Source organism: Halomonas sp. CH40, assembly GCA_041875495.1.
GTDB lineage: Bacteria > Pseudomonadota > Gammaproteobacteria > Pseudomonadales > Halomonadaceae > Vreelandella.
The window spans coordinates 2,822,871-2,835,879 of sequence record CP112982.1 but is presented as its reverse complement, the minus strand read 5'-3'; the positions used below and the strand labels follow the sequence as shown (position 1 = coordinate 2,835,879).

Genomic DNA, 13,009 nt, shown 5'->3' with positions numbered 1-13,009 from the left:
CGGCACCTAATGGTGCCGTTGCTGTTTTGACGTAGCCGCTTTATAAAGCGGAGATTTTAGTTTGCTGTTCTTCCAAGAGTTTTTTAGCGGCCTGGAATTCGGCGAGTTTGCCGCGTTCCTTTTCCACCACGGCTTTCGGGGCTTTGGCGATAAAGCCTTCGTTGCCGAGTTTTTTCTCAATGCCGCTGATCAGCTTGTCCTGCTTGTCGATTTCCTTGGCCAGCCGCTTGAGTTCGGCGTCTTTATCAATCAGATCCGCCATGGGCACCAGGACTTCCATATCACCCACCAGCTGGGTGGCTGACAGCGGTGCGTCGTCTGGGTTGGCCAGCCAGGTGGCGCTTTCCAGCTTGGCCAGTTTGGCCAGAAAGTGGCGATTGCTTTCAAGACGTTCGGCATCTTCCGGCTTGCCTTTGGTGAGGAGGATATCCAGCGGCTTGCCGGGGGCAATGTTCATCTCAGCGCGGATATTACGCACCGCGATAATCACGCCCTTCAGCCATTCGATATCCCGGGTGGCCTGCTCGTCAATGCGGTTTTCATCGGCCTGTGGCCAGGGCTGGTTCATGATAGAAGGGTTATCACCGGCGTAGGTGCCCGCCAGTGGCGCAACCCGCTGCCAGATCTCTTCGGAGATATACGGCATCATCGGATGGGCAAGGCGCAGAATCACTTCCAGCACCCGCACCAGGGTTCGCCGCGTGCCGCGTTTAGCGGATTCGCTGGCATTTTCGTCCCAGAGTACCGGCTTGGATAGCTCCAGGTACCAGTCGCAATATTCGTTCCAGACAAACTCATACAGCGCCTGGGAGGCATGGTCGAAGCGATATTCGTCCAGCGCCTTGGTCACCTGGGTTTCGGTCTTCTGCAGCTGAGAAATGATCCAGCGATCCGCCAGGGAGAGGCTCACCTCGCCGCCTTCTGCGCCGCAATCCTCGCCTTCGGCGTTCATCAGCACGTAGCGCGAGGCATTCCAGAGCTTGTTGCAGAAGTTGCGGTAGCCGTCCAGGCGGTTCATATCAAACTTGATATCCCGCCCGGTGGTGGCCTGGGAAAGGAAGGTGAAGCGCAATGCATCGGTGCCGTGGGCTTCAATGCCGTCCTTGAACTCATCCTTGGTCGCTTTGGCAATCGCCTTGGCTTTCTGCGGCTGCATCATGTTGCCGGTGCGTTTTTCAACCAGATCTTCCAGGCTGATGCCGTCAATCAGGTCGATGGGGTCCAGCACGTTGCCCTTGGATTTGGACATCTTCTGGCCCTGGCCATCGCGCACCAGGCCATGCACATAGACGGTCTTGAACGGTACTTCGTCCATGAACTTCAGCGTCATCATGATCATCCGGGCGACCCAGAAGAAGATGATGTCAAAACCGGTGACCAGCACGCTGGTGGGGTGAAAGGTTTCCAGTTCCGGGGTCTTTTCCGGCCAGCCCAGGGTGCCAAAGGTCCACAGGCCTGAGCTGAACCAGGTATCGAGAACATCTTCGTCCTGGGTCAGGGTGATGTCTGCCGACAGCTTGTGCTTTTCGCGGGCTTCTTCTTCGCTGCGCGCCACATAGACATTACCGTCCGCATCGTACCAGGCGGGAATACGGTGGCCCCACCACAGCTGGCGGGAGATACACCAGTCCTGGAGGTCGCGCATCCAGGCGAAGTACATGTTTTCGTAGTTCTTGGGCACGAACTGGATATCGCCGTTTTCCACCGCGGCAATGGCGGGTTTGGCCAGCTCTTCCACCGCGACAAACCACTGATCAGTGAGCAGTGGCTCAATCACATCGCCGGAACGGTCGCCATAGGGCAGGGTGTTGTTGACCGTTTCGACCTGCGCCAGCAAACCCAGGGCGTCCATATCGGCGACGATCTGCTTGCGTGCCTCGAAGCGGTCAAGCCCTGCGTATTTGACGGGCAGGGTGGCGTCTTCTTCAGGCTGTGGCTGTCCCTTGAGGTCAAAAATCTCGGCGCGCTCAAGAATAGTGGCATCCTTGCTGAACACATTGATCAGCAGGTGATTCTGGCGCTTGCCGACTTCGTAGTCGTTAAAGTCGTGGGCCGGGGTAATCTTGACGCAGCCGGAGCCTTTTTCCCTATCGGCATGCTCATCGGCGACGATAGGAATACGCCGACCGACCAGCGGCAGCTCGATAAACTTGCCGACCAGTGAGGCATAGCGTTCGTCGTCCGGGTTGACCGCCACGCCGGTATCCCCCAGCAGGGTTTCCGGGCGAGTGGTCGCCACGACCAGATAATCCTTGCCATCGGCGGTGGTCACGCCATCAGCCAGCGGGTAGCGGAAATGCCAGAAGCTGCCTTGCTGGTCCTTGTTTTCCACTTCCAGGTCGGAAATGGCAGTGTGCAGGGTTGGGTCCCAGTTGACCAACCGCTTGCCGCGATAGATAAGGTTGTCTTCATGCAGGCGCACGAAAACTTCCTGCACGGCCTTGTAGAAGCCGTCATCCATGGTGAAACGTTCCCGCGACCAATCCACGCTGGCACCCATGCGGCGCAGCTGGCGGGTAATATGGCCGCCGGATTCTTCCTTCCACTCCCACACCTTGTCGATAAACGCATCGCGGCCCAGCTCATGGCGGGTCTTGCCTTCCTCAGCGGCCACCTTGCGCTCCACCAGCATCTGGGTGGCGATACCGGCGTGATCGGTGCCGATCTGCCAGAGGGTATTGTTGCCCTGCATGCGCTTGAAGCGGATCAGGGTATCCATGATGGTATCCTGAAACGCATGGCCCATATGCAGGCTGCCGGTCACGTTGGGCGGCGGAATCATGATGGCGTAAGGCTCGCCCTGGCCGGAAGGGGCAAAGCGGTTATCGGCTTCCCAGCGCGCGTACCAGCGGGTTTCGATCTGTTCGGGTTGGTAGGTCTTTTCCATGGATTGGCTCACAGCGGCGGTGCCCAGCGTTACCGGGCAGCGAATGCATTGATTGGGTTCGCAAAATGGCCGTTAGTATAGCGCGTCACAGGCGCTGACGTCAGGCCTTGAGCGTTAGCCGCCGCATGGCCAGCAAGCCAAGCAGCGGCCCGGGCAGCAGCCACCAGATCACCATCAGCCCCTGGGTGCTCCACAGCGAGGTGACCAGCGCAATGGCTGGCAGGGTCAGGCTGAAGCCGATGGCATTCATCATCGCCAATGCGGCACCCAACCGGTCGCTGGGTGCCGAGACTGAAGCAAGCGCAGAAAACTGTGCCGAATCGGCGATGACGCTAAAGCCCCACAGCAGCAGTAAGGCCAGCAACATTAAAGGCGGCGCGCTACCCAGCCAGGGGTAAAAGAAGCAAAGGGCGCCGGAGGTGGCCAGGGCAACAAAGGCTACCCGGGCACTGCCGAAGCGTCGGCTGGCACGGCCTGCCAGCACGCAGCCGGGCATACCGATGGCAATCACCGCAAAGCTCAGCCAGGCAATACGGGTGACCGGCGCGTCCAGGCGAGCCAACTCCCGGGCGACCAGAAAAGGGGTGAGCGTCCAGAAAGCATAAAGCTCCCAGCAGTGGCCGAAATAACCCAGTGCTGCCGCGCGAAAGTCACGGCGACGAAAGGCCGCCAGCCCCGCCCAGGGGCGACCACCTGCCGCCGTCGGCGGCAGGTGGGGGCCAACCCCCAGACGGTAGATCATGGCGGCGGCCACCAGCGCCAGCAAGGAGGACAGCAGCAGGGGCGTCTGCCAGGGCATGTATAGGGTTACCCCGCGCAACAGATGCGGTGAGGCGGTGCCCAAGGTCAGCATACCCACCAGCCAGCCCAGCGCTGCACCCGCCTGATGTGGTGTCCAGCTGACCACCAGTTTCATGCCCAATGGGTAAATACCGGCCAGGCAAAGCCCAGTCATAAAGCGCAGCAGGATGGCGCCCGTCAGGCTTTCCAGGCTGAAAATAAACGCCGCATTGATGATTGCCCCGCAGACGGCAGCCATGGCAAACAACTGGCTGGCAAGCAGACGGTCGGCCAGGCCGCTAGTGGCAATCACCAGAGTACCGCTGATAAACCCCGCCTGCACTGCCATGGTCAGCAGACCGAGATCCGCGCCGCTCAGTCCGGCAGACTGCTGCAGAGCAGTGCCCACGCCATTGACGCTGAACCACAGCGACGTGCCGAATAACTGGGCAATCACGATAGTGATCAGCGGGTGGCGTTTGAGCATGGTGGCGCTACTCCAGGTCAATGGCGCGTATCATACGGCGCAAAGCGCTAATCCGCTTATCGGTGGTGTTTTTATAGGCGACGGAAGTCTGGTAAGTGGAGGTCTCTTGCCAACTTTCGGCTGAACGCAGCTCCTGAATCAGCCAGCCTCTGACCATCACATAATGCCTTGAATCCAGCCCAAGTGCTTTAACGGCTTCAATGGAAGCTGGCTGCTCGGGTTTTTCCAGCGCAGCTTGAATAGCAAGCACCTTATGCCCTAACTCCAGCGCATACTGATCCTGCTCGCTTAGCGGGGTAACTCTTGGTGTCTTATTTTCATCCAGCGTCGAGCAGGCCGATAATGCCATGGTGAAGAAGAGAGTCAGCCATGTTTTGGTGTTATTCATTAAAATGGCTCCAGGACAATTGTGCAGACAGTGTCTGCACAATCTGTTGATTAGGATAATATTTCAGGCTCTTCGTCGTTGGGTGTGGAATTCGCCCCCTGAGCTGAGCCAGAATATTGCCTCCATATTAGCAGGAGGTACGACATGGACGGCACCCAGATTTTAACACTCGGCCTTGGCCTGGAAGCGCCCTGGATTCTCAAGGATCAGCACCTGGATACCGCTGTGTCGCCTCACCGCCTGGAGCTGTATGTCGAGGCGGAGCGTGGCAGCCTCTATCCCTGTCCAGAGTGCGGTAAGGCCTGCCAAGCTCACGACTTTGCTGACAAAACCTGGCGACATCTGAACTTCTTTCAGCACCATTGTTACTTGCATGCTCGCGTCCCTCGTACAAAGTGTCCTGAACATGGCGTCAAACGCATAAAGGTGCCCTGGGCGCGGCCCGGCAGTGACTTTACCCTGTTGTTCGAGCAGGCGGCCATGTCGCTCGTCAAGGAGATGCCAGTGCTGGCTGTCTCCCGGCAGTTGGAGATTTCCGACAAACGACTATGGCGCATCGTGCACCACTACGTGAACCGCATGCTGGGAGAGCTGGATCTGTCCAATGTGACCATGGTTGGCGTGGACGAAACCGCGTCCCGACGCGGGCATCGTTACGTCACCGTGTTCCTCGATATGCAGCGCAAGCAGGAACCGGTGATTTTCGCTGTTCCAGGCTGCGGCAAGGACACCATCAAGGCGTTCAGTGCCTTCCTGGCGGCTCATGGTGGCGATGTGGACAATGTGGTCGAGGTTGTCTGTGACATGTCACCTGCTTTCCTTAGTGGCGTCACCGAGTCTCTTCCCAAGGCGGAGGTAACGGTCGACTGGTTCCATATCGTGCAGACCTTCACCAAGCGACTGGACGAGGTGCGCAAGAAAGAACGCCGCGAGCAGAAACACCCCAAGTCGCTGCGCTGGGCACTGTTGAAGAGCCTGGAAAATGAGAACCACACACCTAAACAGATATCGGCACTTCAGGAGCTGGTTGCCGATCAGAGCGCCACGGCCGATGCTTGGGTGATCAAGGAAAAGTTAAGCTGGATCCAGAAAGCGTCAACGCCCAGGGCAGCGCGTTGGCGGATCACGAACTACCTAAAAATCATGAAAGCAGCAGTTTCTGAGAAGCCTCTACTGAAGCCGATGGGGAAAGCGCTGGAGACACTTGAGCGACACGCTAAAGCGGTAGTCAGGCGCTGGCACTCGGGGCTGACAAACGCGCGACTAGAAGGAATGAACGGCCTGTTTCAGGCGGCTCGTTCACGTGCACGGGGCTACCGAAATGAAGCTAATTTCATTGCTATGATTTACCTGATTGGTAGCCCGGTGGGCCGCCTGCTTGATCAGGCCAAATCCACATGAAATGACGAAGAGCCATATTTCAAGTCTGCCTTCCTTGATGTTTTACCCACTGCTGACCGGCAGCCGTCAAACGGTATCTTTGTAAGCGGCTATTGGGCTTTTCCGGAATCGTTTGCTCAATCAAGCCAGCGTTCAATGCCGGTCTTAGGTACGCTTTTCTGAAATGGGGCTGATGTTTGAGACCCAAAATATCCTGTAGCTCGGACCGCGTCATTTCTCCCTTCAAAGATTCAAGCAGGCGGAATACTTCCCTGCTAACTTGGTCGGTGACTTGGTCGGTGACTTGGTCGGTGACTTGGTCGGTGACTTGTGGGGTGCTTGCCTCAGATCGCCACTCTGTTTCAGGACGCCAGGCGATCACGCTGAATTGATTACCCGAAGAATCATTCACCAAGTCAACTTGGTGCCACGCCTCAAGTGCTCGAGGAATGCCACTGCCCATGCCGCGATAAGGCAGAATATGGGATGCATGCTCAGTGAGCGTTGGATTGCGGCGGATGGATTTTCCTCGGCTAATGTCCTCGGAGGTCAGGCTATCCGGCAGGTGGCCAGGGCTGACGATTTCCACCCGGTCGGCAAACACCATCAGGCGGACAGAGGCGCTGGTGAAGTAGTCGCGGTGGATCAAGGCATTGACCAGCAACTCTTCCAGCGCTGTCTCAGGAATTTCCAGCTCGCCTAGGGTGTTGAAACTGCGCCCGTGCTGTACATGGTGCAGGTTGCGCTTGATAAAGGCGAAGGCACCCCGGAACTGCTCCAGCAGAGAACCCTTGATGTCTTCGCTGTCCAGGTAGCGAGTATCGTGCAGAGCCGTGCCGGGAAAGGCCACCGCCTTTATTTCAAAGGCAGGGCGCCAACGCTGCGGATTGCGACCGAACAGCATCAGTCCTGCCAGGTTCAGCTCCTGCCCATCGCCCAGCCCTATGTTTTGCAGCAGCTGTTCCCGTGTCAGGCCAGCGTATTCGCTGGCCTCACCATAACGGCGGTTAAAATAGGTGGTAAATGCTTTGTCGTCGATATCCTCTACCGAGGTGCCCGCTACCGGCACCACATCGGCATACACCAGGCCGGAGCGCTGGAACATGCGCTGCATTTCTTCGCGGGAGGTCACATGTCGCTTGTCCGAGCCCTGCTTGACCCAAATGCGACCTTGATTATCAAGATACGGTTTGGCCAACCCATCGGGTATTTCCATCGCTATCACGATGCCGTGATCCGTCTGTACATTCTCGGTCAGCGGATGCACTGGCGGGCGCACATGCTGTGAGGCGGCGTTACTAAGCAGCTGGTTTAGCCGCCGAACCGCAGTGCCATCCAGTCCGGCAATCGAGCCGTCATCATTAACACCCAGAAATAGCCAGCCGCCACCACTGTTGGCAAAGGCCGCCAGCTCAGCTGCAAGACCATCTGCATTGGTAGCATCGCGTTTGAACTGGTGGCGGCTGTCTTCGCCGCGGGTGAGTGTTTTTAGCAGTTGGTTCTGATCCATGGTTATGCTTCCTTGCTCTTCACCCCAGTTGATGCGGCACGACTTCGTGGCCCATTTCCTTGTAGCGTTTCCAGCAGGCGCGTTTGGCGATGAGTACGTCCTGGTGCTGGTTGATGATTTCTGCAACGCGGGCGTAGGCGTCGAAGCCGTCGGGGATTTCCGGGTGCAGGTTGAGCAGGGCGGCGTCTTGTGCCGGGGCGGGGAGGGCCTTCCAGCCGAGGGTGACCGGCACCTGGGCGGCCAGGTCGCTGTCTTCCAAGGCGTGGGGCAGGTAGGCGTCTGGGCGAAAATTCCATAGGGCGTCATCGGCCTGCCTGGCCAGGGCTTCGTCCTCGCAGTGCAGGTGAAGCCGGTAGCCCTTGTGCCAGATGGTCTCTGCCAATTTGCAGGCAAACTGTAGGCGGGCGTCCAGAGTGGTGTCTGGCAGGATGTAGAAATCAATGCGGGCCATGGCGGTTTCCAGCGCCTGCCACCCGCAATCTGGGTAGCAGGCGTTTGCGAGGGTCAGACCAGCCGGGTCAGCCAGCCGTACTTGTCTTCGCTGCGGCCGTACTGCAGGTCAAGCAGCTTGGTGCGAATGCGCTTGGCAATCTCGTTGTTGCCGCCAGCGGTCAGGGTAATGCGTTCGTTGTCGGTGACCAGCTCACCTACCGGGGTAATCACCGCTGCCGTGCCGCAGGCAAAGACTTCGGTAATCTCGCCGGAAGCTGCGCCTTCGCGCCATTCATCGATGCTGATGGGGCGCTCTTCCGGCGTCAGGCCTTCGTCCTTGGCCAGGGTCAGCACTGAGTTACGGGTGACGCCTTCCAGAATGGTGTCAGTCAGGCGCGGAGTGACGACGCGGCCATCCTTGAACACGAAGAACAGATTCATACCGCCAAGCTCTTCGATCCATTTGCCTTCCGCCGCGTCCAGAAACGCCACCTGGCTGCAACTGTTAGCGGAGGCTTCTTTCTGGGCGGCCAGTGAGGCGGCGTAGTTGCCGCCGCACTTGGCAAAACCGGTGCCACCTGGGGCCGCGCGGTTGTAGTGGGTGGATAGCCAGATCGATACTGGGTCAATGCCGCCCTTGAAGTAGGCCGCTGCAGGCGAAGCGATCACGTAATAATCGACCTCGTGAGCGGGGCGTACGCCCAGGAAAGCTTCTGAGGCAATCATGAAGGGGCGCAGATAGAGGCTGCACTCGTCGGAATCGCTGGCAGGCGTGGGCACCCAGGCATGATCCTGAGCCAGCAGGGCTTTCAGCGAGCCGATAAAGTCTTCATCGGACAGCTCCGGCAGGGCCAGACGGCGGGCACTACGACGAAAGCGCTCGGCATTCTTTTCCGGGCGGAATGTCCATACGGAACCATCGGCATGCCGGTAAGCCTTGATACCCTCGAAAATTTCCTGGCCGTAGTGCAGCACAGAAGCCGCCGGGTCCAGGGTCAAAGGGCCGTAGGGGCGAACTTCATGGGCATGCCAGCCGGTATCAAGGGTCCAGCGTACATGGGCCATATGATCGGTAAAGTGGCTGCCAAACCCGGGGTTTTGCAGGATGTTATCGCGGATGTTGTCTGCCGTCGGCTGATTGGATGGCAGCAGGGTAAAGCGGTCGGTGGGCACGATGATTCTCCACAGCTAGCGTTAAAACGCTTTTAATCTTGTTAACCAGATAGAGGCACCGGCCAGCCCGGTGCCTACACGACGTATCACTGCCCCAAGATGTAACGGTTGCGTCAGTGAAAGGCAACCGTCAGGTGCTTGATTTTGAAGTTAGTCGTCGCTATTTTCTACCTGGACATCGGTTTCACGGTCCAGCAGGTATTGAGTTAGCAGCCCAACCGGGCGGCCAGTGGCGCCTTTCTGCTTGCCGGAATGCCAGGCGGTGCCAGCGATATCCAGGTGTGCCCAGGGGAAGTGATCCGCAAAGCGCGATAGAAAGCAGGCGGCGGTGATGGTGCCTGCTGGGCGCCCACCAATGTTAGCCAGGTCGGCAAAGTTGGAATCCAGCTGCTCCTGATACTCATCCCACAGCGGCAGGTGCCAGGCGCGATCCCAGGCGGTATCGCCCGCATCGAGAATATCCAGCGCCAGGTCATCATCGTTGGATAAAAGCCCCGTCGCGTGGTGGCCAAGCCCAATGATGCAGGCACCAGTCAGGGTAGCAATATCCACCACGCTGGCGGGTTCAAAACGCTCGGCGTAGGTGAGTGCATCGCACAGCACCAGACGGCCTTCGGCATCGGTGTTGAGGACTTCAACCGTCAAGCCCTTGAGGGTGTTGATGATATCCCCCGGCTTGGTGGCCGCGCCGTCCGGCATGTTTTCCGCCGCCGCTACAATAAACACCAGATTGAGCCTGGGTTTGATGGCTAGAACGGCATTAACGGTGCCAAACACGCTGGCGGCGCCGCACATATCGAACTTCATTTCGTCCATGGCCTCGCCGGGCTTGAGCGAGATACCGCCAGTGTCAAAGGTGATACCCTTGCCTACCAGCACATGGGGGGCGTCTGCGGCGTCTTCTGCGCCCTGATAGCGCATTACAATCAGGTGTGAAGGTTCGCGGCTGCCATGGCCGACTGACAGTAGCGAATGGGCGCCAAGGGTTTCTAGGGCGTCTTCATCCAGAATTTCGGTGGTCAGGCGGCCTTCGGAACCGGCGGCCAGCTTTTCAGCTTGCTCCGCCAGATAGCGCGGCGTGCAGACATTACCCGGCAGGTTGCCCAGGGTGCGGGCGGCGTTGATGCCCTGGCCGATCGCCACACCAATGTGGGCACCTTCCCGTGCCTGCTCGGCTTCATCGCTATCGCTGAGCAGCAGAGTAAAGCGCTGCAGGGAAGAAAGCGGGGCGGGTTGCGATTTAAAGGTATCAAAGCGGTAAAGCGCGCGCTCGCCTGCTTCCATGATCTTGCGCGCTTTCCATGCTGAGTCGCGGCCTTCCAGCGGCACATCGGTAAACGCCAGGCAGGCCTCGTCAATAGGAAGCTTGATAAGCGCGCTGGCAGCGGCGTCCAGCGCTTTCAAAAAGGCGGCATCCTTGCATTTTTCGCGCGCTCCCAGCCCTACCAGCAGCAAGCGCTCAGTGCCAAGCCCGGGGGCAAAGGGCAACATCAGGGTGCTGCCCAGTGCCGCGTCGAAGTCGCCGCTTTCAACCAGCTGGCTGATCAGACGCTCGCTGGCGTCATCGAGTTTCGCAACCGCGGGAAGGAGTTCACTATCGTTAAACACCGGTACAGCAAGACAAGCGGTTTCGGCTTTCGCCGGATTAGCGGTATGAACGGAAAATTCCATGACGTCTCCAACAAGACAAGCATCGCAGGATTCGGGATAATGCCCCAAAAGTGAGCTGTTATTGTGCCCTCTGAAGCAAGTGTACCCAAGCCTTGGGCGCATTGCATGGCATCCTGCACGATTGGCTGGAGAACGCGTTGATTTTATTTCGCTATTTAACCCGCGAAGTGCTACTAACCATGACCGCAGTGGCGGGTATTCTGCTGCTGGTGATCATGGGCAGCCGGTTTATCCGTTATTTTTCCAGCGCTGCCGAAGGCGATATTCCGTTAAATATTCTGGGTAGCCTGATGCTTTTTCATCTGCCCGGCTTTATGGAGCTGATTCTGCCGCTGGCCTTTTTTCTGGGCATCCTGCTCGCCTATGGTCAGCTATATATGAACAGCGAGATCACCGTAATGGTGGCCTGCGGCGTCAGCCCGACGCGCTTGCTGAAGGTAACGCTGTTGCCTGCGATCGTGGTGGCCGTACTGGTGGGCGTGTGCAGTCTGTGGCTGACGCCGCTGGGCGCGTTCAATACTGAAACCATGCTGGAAGAGCAGCGCAGCCGCCTGGATGTGTCGATCCTGGCGCCCGGGCGTTTTCAGGAGTTTGGCCAGGGCCGCACGGCCTATATCAGCGGTTTTTCCAGCGACGGCACCGAGATGGAAAATGTTTTCGTTAACGAAATGGGCAATACGGCTGAAGGCGAACATCATTACGTTACCCGTGCCGCCCGAGGCTATCAGGAGTTGCGTGATGACACTGGCAGCCGCTTTCTGGTGTTGGAAAACGGTGAACGCTACGGAGTAACCCCGGGCCGCTTTGGCGCAGAAAAACTCATGTTTGAGCGCTATACCCTGCGGCTTGGCGCTACCGGGCGGGTCGAAGCGGTGGAATCGCTGGAGTACGCCACCACGCCTGCCCTGCTGGCCAACCCTGACCCACGCGCTCAGGCCCAATGGCAGTGGCGAGCCGGGTTGCCGTTGATGGTCTTTATTCTCGCCCTGATGGCCCAGCCGTTATCCCGGGTTAACCCGCGTCAGGGGCGCTTTGCCAAACTCCTGCCCGCGGTTTTTCTCTACGTGGCCTATCTTAGTCTGCTCTTGGCAGCCGTTGACATGATCGGCAGTGGTAGCTGGCCTTCAACGCTGGGCGTCTGGCCGGTTCACGGGTTATTCCTGGTGCTGGGGCTGATGTTACTGTGGCATTCACAACGCAAGGGGATGCGCTAATGCTGCTGGATCAGCTGGACCGTTACATTGCCCGCAACGTGCTGGCCGCCATTGTCGTGGTACAGGTTGTACTCTTGGGGCTGGATATCACCATTGCCTATATCGATGATTTGGGCGATGTGCAGCAGGGTTACACCGCTCTGGATGCACTGATGTATCTGTTGATGCGCGTACCCTGGCGGTTTTATCAGTATGCGCCGGTAGCGGTATTGATCGGTGCCCTGATTGGCCTGGGCAGTATGGCCTCCAGCAATGAGCTGACGGTGATGCGCGCATCTGGGCGCTCGCTGGCCCGTATTGTCTGGGGTGTTATGAAACCGGTACTGCTGGTGATTGTGGTGGTACTGCTGGTGGCAGAATATGTCAGCCCGCGTACCGAGCAGTTTGCCGAAGCCTGGAAGCTGGAAAAACGCCAGGGCTCAGGCGCTGTTCTGACCAGCCGCAGCGGCTGGCAGATCGAGAATGACAGCATCTACCGGTTTGGCGCCATCCGCGCCGATAATGTCGTGCTGGACCTTACCCGCTATCGCTTTGATGATCGCCAGCTGGTGGAAATCTCCTATGCCCAACGGGCTCGCTGGGAAGGTAATCAGTGGCAGTTGGAAAATGTTGCCACTACTCGGCTGTATGAGGAGCGCACCGAAGCCGAACAGCATGCCACCCAGCGCTGGGAAACCAACCTGACCCCTGTGCAACTGGAGCGTCTACTGCGCGATATTGATAGCCAGGCACCCAGTGAGCTCTATGCCTATGCCGGCTTTCTGCGCGCCCAGGGGCAGCAGGCGGATGAACCCTTACTGCATTTCTGGCAAAAGATGCTGATGCCGTTGACCATGGGGTCACTGGTACTGATTGCCGCTTCCTTTGTGTTTGGCCCTTTGCGCAGTGTGGCGGCAGGCACCCGAGTGTTTTACGGCGTGATTACCGGTTTGCTGTTCAAATACACCCAGGATTTGCTGGCGCCTGCGTCGACGCTGTTTGGTTTTTCACCAGTCTGGGCGGTGCTGGTGCCCACGCTGGCCTGTGCGCTGGTGGGTGTTTACTTTCTGCGCCGCAATGGTTAGCGCTCTAAACTGATTCACAAGAG

General features: G+C 58.3%; 10 protein-coding genes. 3 read left to right on the top strand and 7 right to left on the bottom strand.

Annotation, left to right across the window (positions count from 1 at the left end):
- Positions 1-40: 40 nt before the first annotated feature.
- The 3 genes from OR573_13105 to OR573_13095 all read right to left on the bottom strand — a co-directional run bounded on the left by OR573_13105 (position 41) and on the right by OR573_13095 (position 4,542).
- On the bottom strand, positions 41-2,887 hold the full coding sequence (locus OR573_13105) for a valine--tRNA ligase (GenBank protein ID XGA79425.1): 2,847 nt from the start codon (positions 2,885-2,887) through the stop codon (positions 41-43).
- A gap of 100 nt (positions 2,888-2,987) precedes the next feature.
- On the bottom strand, positions 2,988-4,154 hold the full coding sequence (locus OR573_13100; GenBank protein ID XGA79424.1) for an MFS transporter: 1,167 nt from the start codon (positions 4,152-4,154) through the stop codon (positions 2,988-2,990).
- Between the two features lie 7 nt (positions 4,155-4,161).
- Positions 4,162-4,542, bottom strand: coding sequence for a hypothetical protein (locus OR573_13095; GenBank protein XGA79423.1), 381 nt, complete (start codon positions 4,540-4,542; stop codon positions 4,162-4,164).
- 144 nt (positions 4,543-4,686) lie between these two features.
- On the opposite strand from OR573_13095, the gene OR573_13090 reads away from it, so the two are divergent.
- The gene (locus OR573_13090) at positions 4,687-5,943 is read left to right on the top strand and encodes an ISL3 family transposase (GenBank protein XGA79422.1); all 1,257 of its coding nucleotides are present in this window, start codon (positions 4,687-4,689) and stop codon (positions 5,941-5,943) included.
- 19 nt (positions 5,944-5,962) lie between these two features.
- On the opposite strand, the gene OR573_13085 is transcribed toward OR573_13090, so the two are convergent.
- From OR573_13085 to OR573_13070, 4 genes are all read right to left on the bottom strand, one after another.
- Entirely contained in the window at positions 5,963-7,432 is a 1,470-nt protein-coding gene (locus OR573_13085) for a putative DNA binding domain-containing protein (protein XGA79421.1), read from the bottom strand.
- A 19-nt stretch (positions 7,433-7,451) separates the two neighbouring features.
- Entirely contained in the window at positions 7,452-7,883 is a 432-nt protein-coding gene (locus OR573_13080; protein XGA79420.1) for a DNA polymerase III subunit chi, read from the bottom strand.
- A gap of 53 nt (positions 7,884-7,936) precedes the next feature.
- Positions 7,937-9,037: a branched-chain amino acid aminotransferase gene (locus tag OR573_13075; protein XGA79419.1), complete on the bottom strand. Its 1,101-nt coding sequence runs from the start codon at positions 9,035-9,037 to the stop codon at positions 7,937-7,939.
- A 150-nt stretch (positions 9,038-9,187) separates the two neighbouring features.
- A complete protein-coding gene (locus OR573_13070; protein XGA79418.1) occupies positions 9,188-10,708 on the bottom strand; it encodes a leucyl aminopeptidase in 1,521 nt (506 codons plus the stop codon).
- 137 nt (positions 10,709-10,845) lie between these two features.
- Here OR573_13070 and lptF point away from each other — a divergent pair, with 137 nt between their 5' ends.
- Both lptF and lptG read left to right on the top strand, forming a co-directional pair.
- Positions 10,846-11,922 (top strand): LPS export ABC transporter permease LptF, encoded by a 1,077-nt coding sequence (gene lptF / locus OR573_13065; protein ID XGA79417.1) that lies wholly within the window; start codon positions 10,846-10,848, stop codon positions 11,920-11,922.
- Positions 11,922-12,986 (top strand): LPS export ABC transporter permease LptG, encoded by a 1,065-nt coding sequence (gene lptG / locus OR573_13060; GenBank protein ID XGA79416.1) that lies wholly within the window; start codon positions 11,922-11,924, stop codon positions 12,984-12,986. Before lptF ends, lptG begins: the two co-directional genes overlap by 1 nt.
- Positions 12,987-13,009 lie beyond the last annotated feature (23 nt).